Source organism: Streptomyces sp. NPDC002076 (assembly GCF_053593835.1).
In genome coordinates this window covers 1-20,835 of sequence record NZ_JBSFDI010000046.1, presented here as the reverse complement: position 1 = coordinate 20,835, position 20,835 = coordinate 1, and the positions used below count along the sequence as shown (strand labels likewise).

Sequence of the window (20,835 nt, the reverse complement as noted above, 5' to 3'; positions counted from 1 at the left end):
CAGTAGAACGAACTGGCCGTTGACATTCTGGAAGCCGATTGGGGGCCGCAGTGGACGCGGTGACCAATGCCGCCGTCAGACTGCCTTGCGCCTGGTGACGGTTACACACGCAGTGATCGGTGTGGGCCCGTTGGCCGGGGAGGAGGAGCGCTGGTACAAGACCGTGGGCGGCTTCTACAAGCGTGTCTCGGAGAGCGCAGGCAGGTCCGCGGACTGCAGGGCAAGATCGGTCCAGCCCGGTTCGGCCTCGTACATGCGCTGCCATAGGGCCGTCTGCTGTGCACCGGTGTGGGAGAGCGGCACGATGAATATCTCCCGTACCCGGACGTCGTCCAGATGCCGGCGCAGCCCCGTAAGGCCGTTGGGCCCAACGTAGGTCTCTTCGTCGGCCCCGGGCCACAGCTCTTGCCCGCAGCTCATGACGACGCCTGCGGTCTGTGTGTCGTGTAGGGCTTCCGTGAGCAGTGCCGCGATCCAGTCGGTCTTCCGGTCGAGGGGCTTGGTCGCCCAATCGCTGAGCAGTCCGGTGCCGTCCAGCAGATCGAACCGCAGCCACACCGGCAGCGGGGAGCCTTGCCAGTCGTGCGCTTTGTCGCGGATCAACTGGCGTGCGCGGCGCCAGCCCGCGGCCCGCGTCTCGGGGCCTTCCAACACGACCTCGCCCTCGGGGCGCGGGCCGGGTGCGAGGCGCAGTTCGATACCGGGACGCGTGACGGTCTCGGCGGGCCCGCCGGTGGCCACGCGGGCGCACGCCTGTTGGACCTCGTCTATGAGCCGATCGGTTTCCTCGCCGTCAAGCCGAACATCCCAATGGCCACTGACCACGACGTCGTGCATGAGTGTGGCCAGGTGTAGTCGTCTGCCCAGGTTGATGTCGTAGGACATGGCCCCGGCGGTGCTGAGGTCGCTGTAGACGCTGAAGACCTCGGTGATGATCCGGTCCTCACCGTGGGCAAGGACGACATCGGCGGGGCGTGTGGTCGTAGGGAGCTTGGTGGGTGTCTCGAACTCGACGCTACCGCCTGTGGCTCGGGCGAGCACGGCGACTTCCAGTTGCAGAGCGACGTGCAGTTGGCGGATGGGCTCAAGATGGCGCCTCCAGTCCTTGAGGAGCCTCTTGAACCGCAGAACGTCGGGCAGGACGTGCAGTCGTAGAGCGGTCTCGATCAGCTGGGCATACGCAAACGCATGCGTGGAAGCGTCACGCAGGAACGGGGGAAGGCTGCCGTTTTGGGAGTGCCAGCGCTGGGGCCAGTCTTCGCCCAGCGCCGTGCGGATCCGCTCGAGTGCCCACGCGCCGACCTGGTGTCGGGCCCGCGACCCAGCTCCCGTGCACACGTCAGCGATCAGCGTGTCCCAGTCGGGTGCGTTTCCCTGAGCAGACGTCATGCGCCCATTGTCCTTGCCCGGTGCTGCCGGCCAACTAATATTCCGCGGCGCGTGCAGCGCGCGCCTGCTTGGACGGATCGTGGACGCTTGCCGGGAAACGTTCGAGGGGCTTCCGGGTGTCTGGCCGAACGCCTGAATCAGGGCGTCGACGAATCGTTCATGGTCCCGTACCTGCCCAGCTGTGAAGTCGGGGATCTTCGTGATGGGCATGCGAGATGCCCCTAGGCCACTGCCAGACTGTTCAGCAGCTCCTGTTGCCCGGGCTGTAGGAGTTGCCATGACTCCCGCTGTGTGTGCAGCCACTGCCGGGCCTGGTCTTCGTGTGGCGCGCCGGGCCACCACACGATGCCCGAGGGCAGGCAGTGGAGGTGGTGGCGGGCGGCCCAGTAGGAACGCTGCCAGCTGATCGGCCAGGGTGGGTTCCACCAGGTGTCCAGAGCCGTGAGCTGCCGGCCGAGACGCGTGGGCTGGGTGGCGGGGCGCTGGCGGTGGCGCACTTGGTTGATCCACTTGCCCAGGGCGAACCCGTCGTGGGTGGTGGGCTGTGAGACGGCCAGGTGGCCGTGTCGGGCCGCGTAGTCGTGAGCAATCTCCAGGCCGTGCATCACGCTGCGGCGTTGCGCGGGCCAGGCGCGGAAGCGGTCGATCTCGGCGGGTGTGAGGCCGAGCTGGGAGAGCAGTTGCTGTTGGTCCGCGGCCAGCTGTGAGTACTCGGCGATCTGGCGGCTCAGCCACCGCTCAAGCCAGCGCGGCAGCCCCGCCAGATTGTCACCACCGCTGACGGGGCCGTGGGCGAGGGTGTGAGCACGGGCCCGGTGCCAGGCCCGCTGCCAGCTGATCGGCCAGGGCGGATTCCACCACACGTCCAGTTCCGCCAGCACCCGCACGTACTCAGGCGGCAACCCGGCAGAAGCGGCGCGCAGATTCGCCAGCCATCGGCCCAGGTCGAACCCATCCTGCGGGGCGCCAGCGTGCGGGGCGGCCAGGTGGCCGTGTCGGGCCACATACCTGCGCGCGTGACCAAGGCCCTCCTAGAACCGCTCCTGGGATAAAGCCTTCAACCCGGCGCCCTGCCCCACCCGTCGAGGCACCCACAACTCGGCCCGCCACCCCGTCGACCCGGCGTGCCGCCGGACGGTGACCGGGGGAGTGGTAGCCAACAGTCGCAGTCCCGCCCCCACTTCGGCAGGCTGGTGGGCCGCCTGCACCCGCCACATCTTCCTGGTTGCCGAACCGGACGGCGACGGTGAGCGCAGCTCGCGTTCCGCCCCCCTCATCCATGCCTGCAGGGCGCTCGGCCTCTCCGGCCGCTCCACCTCTCCCAGCCAGCCGCGCGCCAGCCGGTCTCCGAGCGCGGTCACGAAACGGCCATGGTGCCGGGACCGGCGGACAAGCGGCCGTTCATCCGTCACCAGCAGCTGCAGGGCTGGATCCACCAATGCGGCCGCCACCGCCACCACCTCGGGGAAGACAACCGCGTCCCGCGCGACCAGCCGCCACCACGCGGTCGGCCACTGCGACGCCGCCTCGTTTCTGCGGCTGGTGTCGAGGATTACCCGCTCAAGGCGCTGATCCCACACCTGCTCCCGCTGCCAGAACGCTTCCTGCTGCCACCACCCGCACACCACCGCCCGCGCCACCGCGAAAACAGCCCCCGGCTCCGCGCCCGTGCACACCGCCCGCCGGGCCGTCCGCGGCCACCGGGCCTGGGCGGCAGCAAGCTCCTGGCACCCGCTCACGTCCAGATACTCCAGGTCGTGGCCATCGCCGACATCTAGCAGCCACCGCCCGTGCCGGGAACGCACCCGATTCCACCGTTGCCCGTACCGCCATACCCGCTGCACCCGGCTGCTGCGCCGGGCGGCACACAGCCGACAGCCGAAACACACCGGCCCCCATGCCTGAGCTCCCACCCGCCACCGTGCCCATCCCCGGTCCGCGCGGGCCCGCTCATCGAAGGACGCCGGCTGCAAGCCCAAGACGATCAAGATCTGCAACCCGAGCGATCCGCCACGCCCTCAGATCCTTGCTACCCGAATCAGCTGCGGAACAAGATCCACGCTGGTCGATTTCAAGAATCGCCATCACCGGACACGGCAGTAAAGCACTGCGTCAGGCACCTTCGGCCAACGAGGATGATCGCATGACAACCTCTCAGGCCCGTTCCTTCGACAAGGCCGCCGCCAGCTACGCCGCAAACCGCCCATCCTATCCGTCTGCTCTGCTCAACGCACTCGAAGAACTCGCCAACCGCCCCTTAAATGGCGCCCGCGTCGCGGACATCGGTGCTGGCACCGGACTGGCGACCGCTCTCCTTCATGCCCGTGGTGCACACGTCATCGCCGTGGAACCGGGTCCCGGAATGGCTTCGCAGTTCCGCCTCCGACTGCCCGAGGTCCCTCTCGTGCTTGGGGACGGCAACAACCTGCCGCTTGCCTCCGAGTCCGTGGACATCCTCGCCTATGCCCAAGCCTGGCACTGGACCGACCAGCGCAAATCCGTCCCGGAAGCACTGCGAGTACTTCGCCCCGGCGGTGCACTCGCCCTCTGGTGGAACGACTCGGACAGCACGGTCGCATGGATAGCTGACCAGGACGCCCGCCTTCGCCGCCTCTTCGATGCCGACGTCAGCGAACCCGATCCGATGGCCCGGTTCCGCGGCCTGCCACCCGCACTCAGTTTCACTACCCGCCAGGTGTCCTGGGCTCGGCGCGTCCCGCTCGATACACACCTTGCGAACCTCGCCAGCTACTCCGACTTCCTGGTCCTCGGAGAGAAGGCCACCAAGGCCTTCTTGGCTGCGGAGCATGACCTCCTGACCGGCGTCTTCCCGAACGGGACGGTCGAGGAGCGCTACGTCGTCAGCTTGGCCGTTGCTCGCTGCTGACGCCGAAATGCACAGAGGGCTGACCCAGGGCTTCGGCGTGGTCGCGTGGCGCCCGGTTCGTGATCACCCGAGGCCGAGGAGTGCGAGGGGCCGGCGAGGGTCGCGGGCGTTACGGCGGAGGCCGGCCGCGACGTTCTTCACTCCGGCCATGCGGAGGGCTCCGATGGCGAGGTCGCGCCAGGTGGCCATCGCGCGGGGCGCGTTGCCGGTCCGCAGCTGGGAGGCGTCCTCGGCGAAGGTGGTGTCGCGGACGTGGCACAGGGCCTCGATCTTCCAGTGGCTGCGGACGAGTTCGGCGAGCTGAGGCGCGGTGACCTCTTGGCGGTCAGGCTGGTGAGGACGTAGACCGTCTTGACGGTGGTGTTGCCGGTCTTTCGGTCGGTGCGCCAGCGCTTGATCTGGACGGCCTGGCGGGTTCCGGGGAAGAGGAGGCTGTTCACGGTGGCGGACGCGGGTCCGGCACCCCGGCCAGCCGCTGCAGCAAGCCCGGGACCTCCTCGGGTCCGGCCTGCGGATTCTCACGCCGTTGGTCAAGGGCGGGCGGGATCAGAGGTGATGCGTCGGCAGGCACGGATTTCCAGTTGGATCACGGGGCGTGGAGAACTCCATGATCTTGGGAGCCCGTGCCTGTCAACTCCCGGATGACCGCCAAGTCGGCGGATTGCCACGAACTCGACGCCCGTGCAGCAATGCTGAAGCCTGCCGTGAGCCGCCCTGCTAGGGCAATCGCCTGAGCCACAACACCGCAAGGGCGTAGGCGGCAGCCGACACAGCAAGTCCCGCGAGGACCGTAGCGGTGTACGCCCAGTCGGGCAGCGTCTGCCTGAAGAACCCGAACGTGACGTCACGAGTGATGAGGAATGCTGCGACGGCGGCGAACGTCGCACCCGCTGACTGCTGGGTCCACCGTCCCGGCTTCGACGCGACGCGGCCATCCGGGCGAGGAGCAAGAGGTTCTGTCACTCGTCACTTGTACCGGTCCGGATGCGACTCATCAATGGCAGCCTGGACCAAGCCCGCACGTGGCAGGGCTTCGGCGTCGTCGCACGATCACGAACCGGACATTCTGTGACTACGCCGAAGCCCTGAGGGCTGACCCGGTCCGGTTTGACGCTTCCGCGGCGTCAAACCGGACCGGGTCTTCTGGATGCCACGACGGAGCAGCCGGCCGAACCACTTGGCAATCCGCGTGACGTCATTTCTCGGTTCTGGCACAGATCTTGGGGAGCGGTCGCGGAGTGTTACCACGATGTTCGATTGCGAGGAGGCTGGCTCGTGTGAGACGGCGTACGCCTTGCCGTCCGACAGCCGGAAGTGACGCCCCCTCAGGTATTTGCCGACCGCTTGATCACGACTCGATACGCACCCTAGTCAGGCCCGCGATCTGCTCGGCGAACGTGATCACCGGACGCCCGGCGTTGACGCACTCGAAGCGGCGGACCATCACCACGATGGCGACCTCGGCACCACCGAGGGCTACGTCGCGAAGCCACCTGGTGTACCGACCGTGCACCCGCGACGACCGAGTCCGGCACCTCGAGCAGCTCGCGCCCGCCGCCCCGAAAGACCGATGGTCTGCGGGGGAGTATCGGTTGAACCTCGTCGTCCGGGCGTCGGTGGCGCAGGTGTGGTGACCTGGTCATTGACACTGGCGGGTGGTGCTCACTCGTTGCTGGCATGAGTGACGAAGGGCCATGTCATTCTCACGCCGACCACCACGCCCGTGCCGCGCCCTACCGTGAACGCCTTCCGTCTGCGCACCAGCCGGCCGACCCACCGCCCCGACGGAGGACGCGGTGGTGTGCGCAATGGGACGACTGGCCAACCGATGGTATGGGAGTATGGTCTATTTACATGGCGGATTCCCGGTCCAATTCCGCGGCGGGTCCGTCCCCCGCGATCGGTGCCGACCTGCATCTGGAGCTGCGCGGACCCGGGCTGCGCGCAGGGCTCACGGACGCCTTGAGGGAGGCCGTGCGCACGGGGCGTCTGGCGCCCGGCAGTCGGCTGCCGGCCTCTCGCTCACTCGCCGCGGATCTCGGCGTCTCGCGTAACACCGTGGTCGAGGCCTACGCCGAGCTGGTCGCTGAGGGCTGGCTCACCGCCCAGCAGGGCTCCGGGACCCGGGTGGCCACCCGGGTCGAGCCGCACAGGGCCGCGCCCGACGCTCCTCGCGCGACGCCGGACGAGCCCCGTCTCCGGTATGGCCTGTGGACCGGTGCACCGGACCTCGCGACCTTTCCGCGCTCGCAGTGGCTCACCGTGGCCCGCCGGGCTTTGACCGCCGCGCCGCACGACGCCTTCGGCTACGGCGACGCCCGTGGCCGGATGGAGCTACGCACCGCACTCGCGGACTATCTGGCGCGGGCCCGCGGGGTGTACGCCGAGCCGGATGGGATCGTCATCTGTTCCGGTTTCCACCACGGTCTGGCGCTGATGGCGCAGGCGCTCAGGGTACGGCGGGTGCCAGGGGTGGCAGTCGAGGCCTACGGCCTCGACCTGTTTCGCGACCTGCTGGCGAACGCCGGTCTGCACGCCCCGCCCCTCTACGTCGACGACCATGGCGCACGCATCGACGACCTCGCGCGACTGCGCGAAGTGGGGGCGGTGCTGATGACCCCGGCGCACCAGTACCCGACGGGGGTCGCGCTCTGCCCGGACCGGCGCACGGCGGCCGTCGAGTGGGCACGTGCCACGGGCGGCCTGATCCTGGAGGACGACTATGACGGGGAGTTCCGATACGACCGTCAGCCGGTGGGGGCCCTGCAAGGCCTCGATCCGGAGCGGGTGGTGTACTTCGGTTCCGTGAGCAAGTCCCTGGCGCCGGGGGTACGGCTCGGATGGATGGTGCTGCCGGAGGAACTCATCCCGGAGATCGTGGCGGCCAAAGGGCACGGCGACTACATGACGAGCGCCCTGGAGCAGCTGACGCTGGCGGAATTCATCGCCTCGGGCGCGTACGACCGTCATGTGCGCTCGATGCGGCTGCGCTACCGGCGTCGCCGCGATCAGCTGGTCGAGGTCCTGCGCCAGAGGGCCCCCGGCATTCGTGTGACCGGGATGGCTGCAGGACTGCAGACCGTCCTCGAACTCCCGCGTGGAACGGAAAGCTCGGTGGTCCAGGCCGCGGCCCGGCAAGGTCTGGCGATCAGGGGGTTGACGCAGTTCCGCTACGAAGTGGCGGACTGCGGATGGCAGTTGCCCGAACGGGACGCCCTGGTGGTCAACTACGCGGCGCCCTCGGACAGCGCGTGGGCAGGCGCACTGGACGCACTGTGCAGGGTGCTGCCCTAGAAGGGGTTCCGAGGGCGGAGCGGACGCGCCTCTGTCCAATTCAGGAGCGTCCCTGCCGACATGCGAGGTGCTGGGGCTGTCGGCCTCAAGTGCCAGGCCGCCCGTGTCGGAGGCGGCGCGATTTCTCAGGCGGGAAGCCGTGCTGTCACGATCTCGCCATCCGTTCCAACGCACTTCTCCACGTAGGCGAGTGCGCCGACGGCCGTGTCGGCGTCGAAGACCAGCTGTCCAAGGGGCAATGGCAGCAAGCCCTGCTCGTCCATTGGCCGGAGCTGGAGTATCAGCCCGTCGTGGAAGCCCGCCGTGTTCAGCAGCACCACGGGGATGCCGTACAGGCCGTGCTTCCTCAGCTCCGGGACCTCGGTCCCTTCGTCCAACGTGCCCACGCCGCCGGGCATCACGGCGAGCAACCGTGCCTTCCGTTCAGCGAGATCCCTGGCGAACGTCATTTCGTCGGCGGCGAAGCCGGGACACTAACCCGCTCTCACCTGCTTCATCACGGAACTGTTGTCTCCCAGCCAGATGGGTCCAGCCAGATGGGTCCAGCCAGTACAAGGATATCTGCGGACATGACCTTCTGGTACAGCTCCGGCCAGACGTCCGTCTCCCAGCCGTGCTCCCGCATGTCGGGCCTCACACCGGTGGCGATGTCGTGGTCGATCGCACGTACGACGTCCACATGCACCCCTTGTGCGTCCATGATGGCGGTACTGCGGTCGATCAGCCCCTGGGTGTTGCTCGTCTCCGGCGAGCGCTTGAGGGTGCAGTTGATCACGAGAGCACGCAGGTACCGTGCCGGCGGTGCGTCGGCTGCAGGCAACGAATCGGTCACACGGTTGGTCCAGCGTGCGGGCGGACGGCGCGAGGCGCCACCACAGCGGCGCCGAATGGACCCGACGGTGCTTACGACGGGCGTGCTTGACGCGGGTTGACCTCTGCCATCCGTCGCACCGATCGACGGCTGATGTGATGGGGGCAGACAGACGTACGACGTGCATCTCATGGGCGCTCGAGGCGCGACCGAGCCACGGAACAGGGCTGCAGCGGTGGACATCGCGCACGTGGGTGGCCTTGTCTGTGGGACGAAGCCATGGAACGGATCTTCGGCATATCCGGCGAGGAAGCCTGATTACAGTAGGTGCCGCCGAATATTCACGTCATGAATCCGCGCCCGCCTTCTCGGGGGCGCGACCCAGGCAGGCGTGAGGTGACGCCGTAACCACAAAGAGATCAGTTCGGGGCCGGGCTACTTGGGGGCGCGTCAGGAAAGTATCCGCACGAGTGCGGAGAGCGCCTGAGGCCACGCAGCGTCGGAGGGCACCCCGTATCCGACGACGAGGGCATCGGCCATGGCGTTCAGGGACCGTTCATGGCGGTATCGAGACAGGCTGGCCACTTTGAGGCCCTGACGGGTGGCCGACTGAAGGACCCGCTGCTCGGTCCCGGGCGGCAAACCGAGCACAGTGTGCAGGCCCGCCGCTGTCCCGATGACGCGCACCTTTGGGGTGTGCTGGGCCAGGGCTGTGACGAGAGCGTCTCGTCGATCGCGGTAGCGTCGACGGGCAGCACGTACGTGACGGCTGTAGGCGCCGGAGGTGATGAATTCCGCCATCGTCAGCTGGCTGAATACCTCGCACGAGTCGATCTGCCCCTTGGCCGCCACGGCCTCCTCAGCGAGCCGGGGAGGCAGCGCCATCCAGGCGAGCCGCAGGCCTGGAGCAAGGGTCTGGCTGGCGGTACCCAGGTAGACCACGCAGTCGGGGTCGAGTCCTTGGAGTGCCCCGACAGATGGGCGGTCGAACCGGAACTCACCGTCGTAGTCATCCTCCAGGACCACCCCGCCGGTCCGTCTAGCCCAGTCCACGACGGCCGTCCGGCGATCGCGCTGCAGCGTCGTGCCCACAGGGAACTGGTGAGCCGGTGTGAGTAGGACCGCATCGGTGCCGACGGGCGGCACCGGGTCGGTGCCGTGGGTATCGAAGGGAAGCTGGACGGTCTTCAGCCCAGCAGCCGCCAGCAGGCCGAAGTACCCGTCCTGGCCGTAGGACTCGACGGCGACGTTCCTCGCTCCCCGCCCGGCCAGGACTGCGCTCAGGATCTGCAGGCCGTGGGAGACGCCGGCGCAGATCAGTATGTGTTCCGGACTCACGTACACGCCCCGGGCTCGAGCGAGATGGTCTGCGAGTGCGGCCCGTAGCTCCGGCCGACCGCGGGGGTCGCCGTAGCCGAGCGCGTCGTCGGGGGCCGCGGTCAGGGCGCGGCGTGTGGCCTTCAGCCAGGCTGCACGAGGAAAGGCGGTGAGGTCGGGGTTACCTGGGATCAGGTCGTAGCAAGGGTCACCGGACGGCTCGGCGGCCGAGCGCGCCAAGATTGGCCGAGTGATCATCCTGTCTGCCACGAGTGTGCCCGACCCTCTGCGGGCGGTAAGCCATCCCTCGGCGACGAGGTCGGCATAGGCGTCAGCCACGGTGTTGCGGGCAAGGCCGAGGTCGGCGGCGAGCTGGCGGGAGGAGGGCAGCCGTCTCCCCGGGGCCAGGCGGCCGGCGCGGACAGCTTCGCGCACGGCTTCGGCCAGCGCACGGCGCACACCTCGTCCAGCTGGTATCAAATCATCCTCAAAGGCCTGACGTAGCTGCGCTGGACTGATCATGGTACGGGCGCCGAGGGGCTCGACAGTGGCCGCGCTGTTGATCGGAGCATCGACCGGGCCGCCGGACAGAAGGTCGTCGATGGCCGTGGTGCGCTGGTTGTCATTGGTTAGATCGGTAGTCACGATGCGAACCTCAACATTCGACGCACTTGCTCTGATGGCGTTGGCGGTTTCGTCGAGTTGGTGATCAGTGGGGTCATGCGAATAAGCCCAGCTGTCATGCATGAGGGTTCCTTTCAACGCGATGTGTGGGATGGCCTCTCCCACGTCCCGTGGCGCACCACGCGACTCCGATGAGCGAGAAGGTCTACCGGATTGACTCCGCACCTATGTGATGAGCGTCAATCCTTCGCGCCGTCTTACCGAAATTTCGCTGTTGCGCTTGTTCCTCGACGCCCTCGCGCCCCAATCAGCGTGGTAAGACGCCGAGGTCTGGCGCCGCTACTACTGTCGAACCGAGAAGACCGTACAGGCGGGGACTGGATACAGAGAGGCGCCGGATGAAGGCGATTGTGGTGACGGATCAGGCCGCGGGAACCGCCGGGATGACGCTGGCGGAGCGCCCCGAGCCGCAGGCGGCGCTGAACGATGTCGTCGTTCAGGTTCATGCGTCGGGATTCACTCCGGGTGAGCTGACGTGGCCCTCGACCTGGACCGATCGCTTCGGCCGCGACCGGACGCCGTCGATTCCCGGGCAGGAGCTGGCCGGATCGGTCACCGCTCTCGGCTATGGCACGACGGGGCTGTCGGTGGGGCAGCGGGTGTTCGGCCTCGCGGACGGGCATCGGGGCGGCACCTTGGCGGAGTATGTGGCGATTGAGGCGCGTAACCTCGCGCCGCTGCCGGCCGACGTTGACTTCACGGTGGGCGCGAGTCTGCCGATGCCGGGCCTGACGGCATGGCAGGGACTGTTCGAGCACGGCCGCCTTCAGGCGGGGCAGAGTGTCCTTGTGCACGGCGCTGCCGGCGCAGTCGGGTCGATGGTGACGCAGCTCGCACGAGAGGTCGGCGCCTACGTCATCGGCACCGGACGTACCGCCGATCGGGAGACGGCGCTTGACTTCGGCGCGAGGGAGTTCGTCGATCTCGAGAATGACGCCCTGGAAGACGTCGACAAAGTCGATCTGGTGTTCGATGTCATCGGCGGAGAGATCGGAAATCGGTCCGCAGGCGTGATCCGTGCCGGAGGAACGCTGGTGTCCATCGCCGGCCCGCCTGAGGTGCGTCCCGCGAACGGCCTGGCGATCGATTTCGTTGTCGTGCCCGATCGTGCCCAACTGGGTGAGGTCGTCCAGCGGGTGCGGGACGGACGGCTGCGGACGAACATCGGCAAAGTCTCGACCCTCGATGACGCGGTTGCGGCCTTCAACCCGACCGAGCGGATCATTGGGAAGACGATCATCAGTGTTCGTCCGTGAGCGACGCGCGCGCATCGATGCACGCAGCCCTCTGGCGCTGACCAGATCGGTCGGCTGCGTCCTATTGGCTGTCGGCGTGCACTAGGGCCGCCAGCGCGGTGGACCTCGTGGCCGATCTTTACGCCCCGATCGGCCAGCGCCTGACGATGTTGCAGACTGAGGATTACAGGACCGGTGGTGCGGGCGACGTACTACGGTGCCGCGCAAGACGTGTCGAGAAATCCAAAAAACGGCCTGGAATATGCACCCGGCTGGAACACTGGATTTAAGTGCCGTCTGCATCGTGATACGCATGCGCGTTACATCCCACGCTGTCCGGGCGAGCCGGCTGAGGGGAACGGCCTGGAGTACGTCGAGGTTGATGATCGCATCGCTCCACGATTGCAGCACGCAATGATTCCGCCACAGCGGTAATCCCCCTACAGGTAGCGTGCTGCCGGCTGGTGTCTTGTTTTGCGCCCTGTCGCATGCCACTGCAGGTGGGCGCGACCTGCTCTGCGGCGGATAGTGTTGTTGAAGGAAGACGAGGTCATATCGCTCGACGATGGGTAGTGAGCGGCAAATGGACGCCTCGGACGAACTTCTTCGGGTGGCTACACCGTCGGCTCTTTTGACCCTGGACGGTGTCATCCGCTTCCTCAATGCTGCGTTGGCAGCTCAACTGGGCAGGCCGTGGGAGCAGTGCGTGGGCCATGGTTTCGTTGATCTACTCCCCGAGGACCAGCGCATCTCGGCTGAGGGCTTGCTGAGGCACGGGGCCACGACGAAGGGGCTTGCGATGCGTGTGCTGGAATTTCCCGGCACGAGCACCGCATCTGTGGTCTGCCTCGTCGAGGCGCGACCGGTGACGGATCCCTCGAGCGGCGAGCGGCTTGTGTGGGTGCATTCGTTGGACGCGGGACACGACCTCGGCGGTCTGCTCATCCCATTCCAGCTTGCGGCGAAGGCTGCCGACCTCGGTCTCTGCATGTGTTCCCCCGATGAGCACCAGGTGGAGTGGCTGGGGGGTGCACCCGCCCTGGCCGCGCTCTTCCCGCAAGCGTCGCTGCCCCGGTCCAAGATGATCAGGCAAGTGCACCCTGATGATCGGAAGGACGTGCAGCGGCTTGTGCGCTCGTCCGCCGCCCAGTCCCGGTGGATCAGGTCGCGGTTTCTCACTGAGCGCGATGGCTGGCGGGTTCTCGCAGGCCAGGTCCGCCGGATCCAGTTGGGATACGGCGGCCCCGAACGGGTTTTTGCGGTGATCCGCGACGACACCCAGTCGGAGACACGCCGCCAAGAGACGCTGGCTGAGGTGAGCGCGGAGCGGGAGCGCGCCGACGGGATCACCGCGTTCTCCTCGGCCTTGTTCAGCGCTGCCACCGAGCAGGAACTGCAGCAGGTGGTCCTGGCCCGGCTCGCCGCGGCTGTCGGAGGTTCCGGCGCCCTCTTCGCACTCGTCGACGACGGTCGCTTGCGGGTCTCCTCGGATGCCCGGATCCCCACGTGGGAGGTTGATGCTCTGCTCGGCCTGTCGCTGGAGGAGGATCGGCCGTTGCCCTACGTGATCCGTACCGGTCAGGCACAGTTCTTCCGTAACCACGAGGAGCTTGCTCGCCGGTGGCAGCATGACAGTCTGCCCCTGCCGAGCCCCGCCCCCGGCACCGCCTTGTCGATCACCCCTCTCAGCCCGGTGGGCGACCGGCCGCTCGGGGCCTGGGTGGTGACGTACGACGGTGAGCACCCTCCCTCCCCAGAAAAGCTCGCCTTCATAACGACTCTGGCCGAATTGGCAGGCCAGGCACTGAGGGCCATCAGGTTGCAACAAGCCCACGTCGAGCTGTCCATGGCGCTCCAAGAGAGCATGCTCCCGACGCTGCCGGAGCACCTCCCAGGCCTGGAGATCGCCGCCCGCTATCAGCCTAGTCGGGATGGGTTGGATATCGGCGGAGACTGGTATGACGCGTTCTTGCTCCCCGATGGTGCGGTCGCACTGGAAATCGGCGACGCTCAAGGGCACGACGTGGATGCCGCGGCTTTCATGGGCCAGGTGCGCTCGTCCATGCGCGCGATCGCCGCCCACGAGCCTGACCCGGGAACGGTGCTGACGCGTACGAACGAGTTGCTCGTCGCGATGGACGCGCCACGGTTCGCAAGCTGCACCATGCTGCACCTCGATCCGCATGACGGACAGGTCATCGGCACCAGCGCAGGCCATGTGCCACTGCTCCACGCGCGCGACGACGGCAGCCACACCATTCGCACACTTCCCGCCGGGCCGCTCCTGGGAATCGTGCCTGGCGCCGCCTACCCCGAGGAGACCTTCACTTTGGAAGAGGGCACCGCGCTGGTCATGGTCACCGATGGTGTGGTCGAAGGGCCGCGCCTGACCCTGGACGCCGGGCTGGAGCGAGCGGGAGCGCTGGCCGGTCGAGCCCTCCAGGACCGGCTCGGCGTCGAGGCGACCGCAGACCGAATACTCGACGCGGTGGCCGCGGTGGGCCACCTCGACGACGTGGCCGTGCTGGTCATGCGACGCACATGAGACTCGATGGGTCTCCCGGGCAGGGAAGCCGCCCTCCGGCCCTCATTCACCGGCGCGGTGTCAGCCCAGGGAGAGACTAACTGCTGCCGGCACGCGGCGGCGAAGTCGCCCTCGAGCGTGACCCGGTCTCCCAGGCCCTCGACTACCAGGAGCAGGGTGCCGCCATGGACCAGGGCTACGTCCCGGTCGACGAGTACATGCGGACGAACGTCCCGACCCTCTCCGCCGTCAGCGACTTGGTCCCCACGCCCCAGCTCACGCACGTCGGCTTCGCCGACGCCACGTGAAAGGGCCTGTCCGGGACCGGCTCGGACGCGAGGAGAGCATTCCCGCCGCAGCTCCTCGCTACGGCCGGTCCTGTGCACCTGGCCGGCCAGGAGGGGGCGGGGACCGCCGGAGGCATGGATTCTCCCTGGCAGTGGTCGGCCCGGGCCGACCACTGCCAGGGAGGCCCGGGACGATGACTCCGGATCGAATGGGCCGAAGCCGGAGGATGAGTAACGGAAAAGGACCTTGAGGTCCCTTCTGAATCCTGCTAACGTCCGCATCGGTAACCTGGTCAATGTGGCGGAACAGGTGCGCGATAAGAACGATTCCCGGCTGACTGAGCGCGGGCGGGCGACTCGAGAGCGCATTTTGAGGGCCGCCGCCGACATGATGTACGTCAAGGGCGTGTCTTCCACGACCCTCGACGAGGTCAGGGCGGCCAGCGGAACGAGCAAATCCCAGCTCTACCGCCACTACCCCGACAAGGATGCACTGGTGCGGGACGTTGTCGCGTTGCAGGCTGCAGAACTGCTCGAACGTCAGCAACAGCTACTGCAGAGGCTCAACTCCATCCGTGGGCTGGAGCGCTGGCGGGACGCACTGATCGAACACAACGCGCTCCGAAACGGAGCCTACGGCTGTCCGCTCGGCTCCCTTGCAAGCGAGCTGGCCGATCAGGACGAAGAGGCGCGCAAGGCGATCGCCCGGCACTTCGACTCCTGGGAGGGACTGCTCGATGCTGGGCTCGAGCGGATGAAGGACTCGGGAGTCCTCCGCCCCGACGCGGACGCCGGAGAGCTCGCCACCGGCCTCATGGCCGCCCTCCAAGGCGGCTACCTCCTTGCGCAGACGGCCCAGGACGTCAAACCCATGAGGATCGCCCTTGACATGGCGATCGACCATGTCAAGGCCTATGTCGTGGTCGCCGAGGACGTCAATCCGCCAGAGGCGGGCGCGGGAGGGCGCTAAGCCGTCTGGGGCGAGGCCGAGAAGTCCCAGTATGGCGCCACGGGCGGTCGTGTCGCCGCCTCCGTACCGGACTGGACTTTACCGCCCTCCCGGCGGGCGCAGGCGGGAGGGCTGACGGCGGGACGACGCGTTCGTCCGCACGTCGTTTGCCCGCATGTGGCCCCAGCCGCCGACCAAGAGCGGCCGCCCTCTGATGAAAGGCAGGGCTCCTCCACGCAAGAGGGGACTATTTGGTCCTGAAAATTGGCCCGATCCGCGGTAGGTTTGGGGAGACGGTCCCTTACGGACAGCCAGGCAGCCAAGCCTCACGAGGATCTCCAGGGCGGTAAGCACTATGCACGTGGGCGTCCGGTTCTCAGTGCTCGGCCCAGTCCGGCTACACAGAGAGGGGGGCGAGGCCGGAGCCGGTCAGCCGAGGCAGTGCGCCGTGCTCGCTTCGCTGTTGCTCAAGGCAGGCAAGCCTGTAAGCCTCTCGAAACTGGCGGAGGACGTGTGGGGCGACGATGCCCCACCGTCGGCCGTAGGCTCCGTGCGCACGTACGTCTACAGGCTCAGGCGAGCACTGGGGGAGCAGAGTGACAGCTCCGTGAGCCCGGTCGTCAGGGGCTACCTGCTGTACCACCAACCGGACGCTCTGGACCTGAACAGGTTTGAGAGACGACAGCATGGGCGAGGGAGGCCCGCAGCACCGGCGAAGCCCTCGCCGGGGTCCCGGGGCCGTTCGCGGGCCAGCAGCGCAGCGTCCTCAGCGAGCTGCGCCTCGCGTGCGCGGAGGAGCAGCTCGCCTGCGAAGTGGAGAGAGGGCGCTACACCGAAGCCGCCGCCGAACCGTCCGCCCTGCTTGTCGAGCACCCGGTTCGAGAGCTCAGAGGCGGCCTCCTCATGACTGCGCTCTACGGTGCTGGGCGGCAGTCCGAGCCCCTGACGATCTACCACATGACCAGTCACCTGCTGGGTCAACGCCTCGGCGTTAGCCCGTCGCCGGAACTGCAGCAAGTCCACGAGCGCATCCTCTCCGGACGATTCCAGCTCCCGCAAAGCGCCGACTGCCCGAAGGGCGCGCCACAGACGCCCCCGCATCACGCCCCGGCTTAGCTCCCAGCCGCCGTGCCGAGCCTCGGCGGCCGAGAGAGAGCAAGAGCAGGTCGAGCGCTTGGTCGCCGATGCAGAGTCGTCCTCCGGGGCCATCTACACGGTCGGCGGACTGGCCGGCGTCGGCAAGGCAGCTTTCGCCACCACCGTCGCCCCACCGTCTGGCTGACCGCTTCCTGGACGGCCAGCTCTTTGCAGAGCTGGGAAAGCGTGCCCCACGGCGCGTGCGAGTCCCTCGTCGAAATACGCCGGAAACCCCGTCCGTGAAATCCCAGGATGCGCACACGGCCAAAAAACAGCGACTTCGCGTAGACGTCCTGTTGATGGTCTCGTGATTGACTTGTCCGCACGAAATGATCTGGAGATTGAGAACCATGCACTCCGCAGATGCTAGAAAAACGTGCCGCTCGGCTCCGGATGGACATGCCGGAACCAGCGGCAGCGCCCCGGTAGCAGGGCCCGCCACGGGCCGAGGGCAGCTCGACCCGGAGTCCGCCGCCTGGGTGGACGCGCTGCAGGGCGGTCGTGGGCCGCAGTACGAGCAGGCCTGCACGCAGCTGCACGAACTGCTGGTGCGGATCGCCATGGACGAAGTGTTCCGCCGGGGTCCTCGTTACCAAATTACCGGGCCCGAGCTGAACGATCTCGCCCACCAGGCGGCCGCCGACGCACTGATGAGGATCACGCACAAAATCCAGGAATTTCGAGGCGACGCCAGGTTCACCACATGGGCGTTCCGATTCGTCGTACTTGAAGTGTCCAGCAAACTGGGCCGCCATTTCTGGCGTGTTTCAAATAATCGGTTCGACTTGGACGAATGGGCGCAAGTTCCCGACCGCTCCGGTATCGACCCCGTCAGCCACTGGCAGGCGCGAGAGCTGGTCGAAGCCGCGCGCGACGCAGTCGAGACAGCACTCAGCGCCCACCAGCGGCAGGTCTTCACTGCCGTCGTCAACGGGGTCCCCCTGGAAACGCTCGCCAGTGAGCTGGAGACGAACCGTAACGCGCTCTACAAGACGATGTTCGACGCCCGTAAGAAACTGCGAGGTCAGCTGATAGCCAGCGGACATCTCAGCGCTGCGCGCTGATGCGGCGGCGACGTCGGCCGGGGCAGCGCTGACCGAAGGGCTCGCACCGCAGCCGCACACGTCCCGGGGCCTGGCAGTCGTCTTCCCGGGGCGGACCAGAAAGCCCGCGCCGCCAGGAACTCACCTTCCCGACGGGCCGGAGGTAAGAAATCGCCCTCGGGCGCTCACCAGCCGCCGGTGGGTCAGCGACGCCGAGCTCGCGGGTGTGCGGGGCGCCGGGTACACCGCCCCGCAGATCCTGGCGATCGTCGCGGTGGCGGTGCAGTTCCCGCTCACCAACTTCATCAACACCGTCATCCAGGCCGACATCGACATCCCCGCCGTCGATACGGCCGCGGCCCAGTGAACCGCCGATCGCGTGATAGCCGAAACCCTCGACCCGGTCCGCGCACCCAGCCCGGTAAACCCCTCAGCGACCCAACGATCATTCAGGAAAGGCTCGACATGTCTGACAGGCGGCGCCCAGGTGCTCGCCTGGCCGTTCGACGCGAAGTGGCCCGGTCTTTTGCTCAGAAAATGGTCCACACGTGTGCGCGGACGCGCGCATACGCTCGGGTCATGACCAGCGTGGATTTGGACGCCTGCGTCGCGCCGCCCGCGTAACTGTCTCTGCACCCCGTCGGCTTCCGTCACTGTTGCCGGCGTGCGGGCGCCGTTCGTGGCGGCCATGAGGGACGCCGCCTTGGGCCTTGGCCGGGCGGTCAGGGCACTCGGATCGATAGAGGAGTTGATCACCTTGGACGGACAGGAGCTGCAGAAGATCGCGGGCGACTGCACTGTGGAACTGCCTGGCGCCGACCTGGAGCATCGTTTCGGCCCCGACTGGGGGGTCTACAAGGTGCGCGGCAAGGTCTTCATGCTCATGACCGACATGCCCGGGCGCCCCGTCGTGATCCTGAAAGCTGATCCGGACGACGCCGCAGCCCTGCGTGAGCAGTACGCAGACATTACCCCCGGCTATCACATGAACAAGAGGCACTGGATCACGGTGGAAGGCGGGGGCACCATCGACGAGAAGCTGGTGAAGGAGCTCGTGATCGACTCCTACCGTCTCGTGGTCGGCCGGCTTCCCAAGTCCGAGCAGCCCGTGGATCCGCACACCTACGGCCGCCGCGCCTGACCTTCGTCATGCCCATCAGCGGCGAGAAGCTCCAGGACAGAGCGGGCGACACAGCACCGGCGATGCCCGGGGTCAGCCACGGGCGCCCGTTCACCGATCAGCTGGACGTCTACAAGGTGGCGGGCAAGGTCCTCCTGATCGTCACGGACGACCCGGACGAACGCATCGTCACCCTCAAGGAAGAACCGGGGTACGGCGGCTGCTGCAGCACGAACACCCATCGATTACCCCGGGCCTACCAACCAAGCCTTCGTTACCCGGCACTTGGCGGAGTCGTCACCCCGTTGTTTCGGGGGGTTGTAGTCGGTGTCCGGGGCGGTTCAGAAGGACACGTTCTCGGCATGTGGCAGACGGGCCGGGCCGGATGGCCGGCAACAGATGCCAGTGGTGTGAACCGCGGTGACGAACTGGCCGTCGTAACGTCGCTCCTTGTCTGTGACCGCCTGATAGCAGGTGCCGAAGTCGATGTGCATGGTCCGCCGTGTTCTTGGGTTGAGCAGGCATGCCGAACAGGCCTCAAGAGGCAGCAGCAACCTGAGAAGTGGGTCGTGGATCGTGGAACGAACGGGCTCGTGGAGCTGTGAACGTGGGCTCAGCTGCGAGCGAAGGATTCGATGTGGTCCAGGGCCATGTCCAGCGCGACAGCCATCGGCTCGGAGCTATGAGCGTTCTGTGCAAGCACGTAACCCCCCTGCAGAGCAGCCAGCAGACCAGTACCCAAGCGTTGTGGGTCCGCGTTTCGACGAGCACCCGCCGCCAGGCATCGAATGATGCGTTGAGCGCTTGGCGGGACTGCTCATCGTTGTCGGACAGCTCAATCGACATTGCGCCTAGCGCGCAGCCGTAGGAGCCGTCCTGTAGTGAGTTGGCCTGGACCAGGGCGTCACGCCAGCGGCGCAGACCGGTGAGGGTCTTCACGCCGCGCAGGCGCTGTTCCTCGCGGGCGAGGACGAACTTCGACTGCACGTCGATCACGGCGTGGATCAGCGCGAGTTTGTCCTCGAAGTGGTTGTACAACTGCGACTTGCTCGTGCCGCTCGCCAGCCGGACGTCATCGAGCGTGGTGGCGTTGACGCCCCTGACATGAAACAGCTTGGCCGCCGAATCAACGATCCGTGAACGGGTCTCCAGGCCGCGTGGCGTGCGTCGAGTAACGCTGGTTCCGGGCACGGTGTCTCCCTCGGGCATGTTACTCACTCGTGCTGCTCGGCAGCCGTGTGCGTCACGACCGCGGTGGCCTCGATCTCCAAGCGGAGACCGGGCCGGATCAGTTGTGGCAACACTGCGAGCACATAGGCCGGTCGGTGAGAGATGACGTCCTTGCGAACCTTCACGTAGGTGTCGATGTCGTTGCGATCCGTGAGCCGGGACCGGACCTGGACGATGTCGCTCAGTTGGGCGCCCGCGCACCGCAGCGCCTCGCACACGTTGTCCGAGGCTTGCTCGGCCTCCTCGGCGAAATGCTCCGGCAGGGTCCCGTCCGGCCGCAATCCCGGGGTGCCGGACAGGACGACCTGCGTGGCGCCGGCCGGGATCGCGACCGCTTCGGAGTAGGTGCCGATGTGGCGCGACACCCTGGCGTCGATGAACTGCGTTGCGGCGGTCATGTCAGCGAAAACCCCCTCGTTGGCGGACGCGAGATGGAGGCGGCAGGCAGATCCGAGAGGTCTCGCGGCCCCCATAGAGTGGACCAAATCGTCCATCAAATTTAACCGAACAGGCTCGAGCCGGACTGGCTCGAGACGGCTTGAACTCGTTCGTGCCGACCGGCCGAAGTGGCTCACGGTACAGCCTCTATGTGGCCTATGAGCTGCGGATTTAGGGCCCGATGCGACGTGACCCGCTTGCATCCAGTGCGGCGAACTCAGCTGGCCCAGGGGAGGGGTTGCGTAGGAGTTTCTGGTCTGTATAGTCCTTCGTATGCGGTGCCCGGGTGGAGAAGGGATCCGGAACTCGGTGCCGACGGAGTCACCCCTCGCAATGCAGGCAGCAGGCGCCCGGCGCAACCGACGCCACCGGCCAGGTTCCGGCCGGCCCTGCTAAGAAGTCATCTCATTTGGTGAGTCTGCGATAGCAGATGAGGGTGCAAGCGATGCTGGTGAAGGCCAGGAAGTGTTCGGCTTTGCGTTCGTAGCGG

Annotated in this window: 16 protein-coding genes and 7 pseudogenes; 12 read left to right on the top strand and 11 right to left on the bottom strand. The window is 67.1% G+C overall.

From position 1 onward, the window contains the following. Nucleotides 1–174: 174 nt before the first annotated feature. The 4 genes and pseudogenes from ACWCQS_RS45015 to ACWCQS_RS45000 form a co-directional block, all read right to left on the bottom strand. Nucleotides 175–1,599, bottom strand: coding sequence for a hypothetical protein (locus ACWCQS_RS45015; RefSeq protein ID WP_451009870.1), 1,425 nt, complete (start codon nt 1,597–1,599; stop codon nt 175–177). An 11-nt stretch (nt 1,600–1,610) separates the two neighbouring features. After that, nucleotides 1,611–2,252, bottom strand: a complete 642-nt coding sequence (locus tag ACWCQS_RS45010) for a helicase associated domain-containing protein (protein ID WP_451009879.1) — start codon at nt 2,250–2,252, stop codon at nt 1,611–1,613. 12 nt (nt 2,253–2,264) lie between these two features. Further along, a pseudogene (locus ACWCQS_RS45005) lies at nt 2,265–2,408 on the bottom strand (helicase associated domain-containing protein); the annotation flags it as partial. Nucleotides 2,409–2,420: 12 nt separating this feature from the next. Continuing rightward, nucleotides 2,421–3,194 carry a hypothetical protein gene (locus ACWCQS_RS45000; protein ID WP_451009869.1) on the bottom strand — a complete coding sequence of 258 codons (774 nt, stop codon included), beginning with the start codon at nt 3,192–3,194 and terminating at the stop codon, nt 2,421–2,423. Between the two features lie 338 nt (nt 3,195–3,532). On the opposite strand from ACWCQS_RS45000, the gene ACWCQS_RS44995 reads away from it, so the two are divergent. Both ACWCQS_RS44995 and ACWCQS_RS44990 read left to right on the top strand, forming a co-directional pair. Further along, nucleotides 3,533–4,276, top strand: coding sequence for a class I SAM-dependent methyltransferase (locus ACWCQS_RS44995; RefSeq protein WP_451009868.1), 744 nt, complete (start codon nt 3,533–3,535; stop codon nt 4,274–4,276). Nucleotides 4,277–4,439: 163 nt separating this feature from the next. Beyond that, nucleotides 4,440–4,580, top strand: a complete 141-nt coding sequence (locus ACWCQS_RS44990; RefSeq protein ID WP_451009881.1) for a hypothetical protein — start codon at nt 4,440–4,442, stop codon at nt 4,578–4,580. 1,044 nt (nt 4,581–5,624) lie between these two features. Here the strand turns inward: ACWCQS_RS44990 and ACWCQS_RS44985 are convergent. After that, nucleotides 5,625–5,813: pseudogene (locus ACWCQS_RS44985) on the bottom strand (transposase family protein); the annotation flags it as partial. Nucleotides 5,814–6,130: 317 nt separating this feature from the next. Between ACWCQS_RS44985 and pdxR (ACWCQS_RS44980) the strand changes: the two are divergent. Further along, nucleotides 6,131–7,570 (top strand): MocR-like pyridoxine biosynthesis transcription factor PdxR, encoded by a 1,440-nt coding sequence (gene pdxR / locus ACWCQS_RS44980; protein WP_451009867.1) that lies wholly within the window; start codon nt 6,131–6,133, stop codon nt 7,568–7,570. A 125-nt stretch (nt 7,571–7,695) separates the two neighbouring features. Here pdxR (ACWCQS_RS44980) and ACWCQS_RS44975 read toward each other — a convergent pair. The 3 genes and pseudogenes from ACWCQS_RS44975 to pdxR (ACWCQS_RS44965) form a co-directional block, all read right to left on the bottom strand. Further along, nucleotides 7,696–8,028, bottom strand: a pseudogene (locus ACWCQS_RS44975) (LOG family protein); the annotation flags it as partial. A 27-nt stretch (nt 8,029–8,055) separates the two neighbouring features. Next, a pseudogene (locus ACWCQS_RS44970) lies at nt 8,056–8,402 on the bottom strand (flavodoxin family protein); the annotation flags it as partial. A 429-nt stretch (nt 8,403–8,831) separates the two neighbouring features. After that, complete coding sequence (gene pdxR / locus ACWCQS_RS44965; protein ID WP_451009878.1) at nt 8,832–10,220, bottom strand: MocR-like pyridoxine biosynthesis transcription factor PdxR; 1,389 nt, start codon at nt 10,218–10,220, stop codon at nt 8,832–8,834. 500 nt (nt 10,221–10,720) lie between these two features. On the opposite strand from pdxR (ACWCQS_RS44965), the gene ACWCQS_RS44960 reads away from it, so the two are divergent. From ACWCQS_RS44960 to ACWCQS_RS44920, 9 genes and pseudogenes are all read left to right on the top strand, one after another. After that, nucleotides 10,721–11,638 (top strand): NADP-dependent oxidoreductase, encoded by a 918-nt coding sequence (locus ACWCQS_RS44960; RefSeq protein WP_451009866.1) that lies wholly within the window; start codon nt 10,721–10,723, stop codon nt 11,636–11,638. Nucleotides 11,639–12,200: 562 nt separating this feature from the next. Then, nucleotides 12,201–14,162, top strand: a complete 1,962-nt coding sequence (locus tag ACWCQS_RS44955) for a SpoIIE family protein phosphatase (protein ID WP_451009865.1) — start codon at nt 12,201–12,203, stop codon at nt 14,160–14,162. A gap of 104 nt (nt 14,163–14,266) precedes the next feature. Next, nucleotides 14,267–14,440 (top strand): annotated as a pseudogene (locus ACWCQS_RS44950) (FAD-dependent oxidoreductase); the annotation flags it as partial. A 286-nt stretch (nt 14,441–14,726) separates the two neighbouring features. Then, nucleotides 14,727–15,398 (top strand): TetR/AcrR family transcriptional regulator, encoded by a 672-nt coding sequence (locus ACWCQS_RS44945; RefSeq protein ID WP_451009864.1) that lies wholly within the window; start codon nt 14,727–14,729, stop codon nt 15,396–15,398. 334 nt (nt 15,399–15,732) lie between these two features. Further along, nucleotides 15,733–15,921: pseudogene (locus ACWCQS_RS44940) on the top strand (AfsR/SARP family transcriptional regulator); the annotation flags it as partial. 227 nt (nt 15,922–16,148) lie between these two features. Beyond that, nucleotides 16,149–16,493: pseudogene (locus ACWCQS_RS44935) on the top strand (AfsR/SARP family transcriptional regulator); the annotation flags it as partial. Nucleotides 16,494–16,993: 500 nt separating this feature from the next. Next, entirely contained in the window at nt 16,994–17,578 is a 585-nt protein-coding gene (locus ACWCQS_RS44930) for a sigma-70 family RNA polymerase sigma factor (RefSeq protein ID WP_451009863.1), read from the top strand. Between the two features lie 205 nt (nt 17,579–17,783). Continuing rightward, a complete protein-coding gene (locus ACWCQS_RS44925) occupies nt 17,784–17,924 on the top strand; it encodes a hypothetical protein (RefSeq protein ID WP_451009862.1) in 141 nt (46 codons plus the stop codon). A 390-nt stretch (nt 17,925–18,314) separates the two neighbouring features. Further along, nucleotides 18,315–18,698 (top strand): MmcQ/YjbR family DNA-binding protein, encoded by a 384-nt coding sequence (locus ACWCQS_RS44920; RefSeq protein ID WP_451009877.1) that lies wholly within the window; start codon nt 18,315–18,317, stop codon nt 18,696–18,698. 320 nt (nt 18,699–19,018) lie between these two features. On the opposite strand, the gene ACWCQS_RS44915 is transcribed toward ACWCQS_RS44920, so the two are convergent. Genes ACWCQS_RS44915 through ACWCQS_RS44905 form a run of 3 tightly spaced genes read right to left on the bottom strand, consistent with a single transcriptional unit; the run spans nt 19,019 to nt 20,305 of the window. Next, the gene (locus tag ACWCQS_RS44915; RefSeq protein WP_451009861.1) at nt 19,019–19,171 is read right to left on the bottom strand and encodes an Ada metal-binding domain-containing protein; all 153 of its coding nucleotides are present in this window, start codon (nt 19,169–19,171) and stop codon (nt 19,019–19,021) included. A 43-nt stretch (nt 19,172–19,214) separates the two neighbouring features. Then, on the bottom strand, nt 19,215–19,868 hold the full coding sequence (locus tag ACWCQS_RS44910; protein ID WP_451009860.1) for a TetR/AcrR family transcriptional regulator: 654 nt from the start codon (nt 19,866–19,868) through the stop codon (nt 19,215–19,217). A gap of 23 nt (nt 19,869–19,891) precedes the next feature. Then, nucleotides 19,892–20,305, bottom strand: a complete 414-nt coding sequence (locus ACWCQS_RS44905) for a Rid family hydrolase (RefSeq protein WP_451009859.1) — start codon at nt 20,303–20,305, stop codon at nt 19,892–19,894. Nucleotides 20,306–20,835: the final 530 nt, after the last annotated feature.

Excerpts from the sequence above, each read along its gene's own strand:
- ACWCQS_RS45015 (WP_451009870.1), bottom strand. The coding sequence starts at position 1,599 with ATGCCCATCACGAAGATCCCCGACTTCACAGCTGGGCAGGTACGGGAC.
- ACWCQS_RS44995 (WP_451009868.1), top strand. The coding sequence starts at position 3,533 with ATGACAACCTCTCAGGCCCGTTCCTTCGACAAGGCCGCCGCCAGCTAC.
- ACWCQS_RS44990 (WP_451009881.1), top strand. The coding sequence starts at position 4,440 with ATGGCGAGGTCGCGCCAGGTGGCCATCGCGCGGGGCGCGTTGCCGGTC.
- pdxR (WP_451009867.1), top strand. The coding sequence starts at position 6,131 with ATGGCGGATTCCCGGTCCAATTCCGCGGCGGGTCCGTCCCCCGCGATC.
- pdxR (WP_451009878.1), bottom strand. The coding sequence starts at position 10,220 with ATGATCAGTCCAGCGCAGCTACGTCAGGCCTTTGAGGATGATTTGATA.
- ACWCQS_RS44960 (WP_451009866.1), top strand. The coding sequence starts at position 10,721 with ATGAAGGCGATTGTGGTGACGGATCAGGCCGCGGGAACCGCCGGGATG.
- ACWCQS_RS44955 (WP_451009865.1), top strand. The coding sequence starts at position 12,201 with ATGGACGCCTCGGACGAACTTCTTCGGGTGGCTACACCGTCGGCTCTT.
- ACWCQS_RS44915 (WP_451009861.1), bottom strand. The coding sequence starts at position 19,171 with ATGCACATCGACTTCGGCACCTGCTATCAGGCGGTCACAGACAAGGAG.
- ACWCQS_RS44905 (WP_451009859.1), bottom strand. The coding sequence starts at position 20,305 with ATGACCGCCGCAACGCAGTTCATCGACGCCAGGGTGTCGCGCCACATC.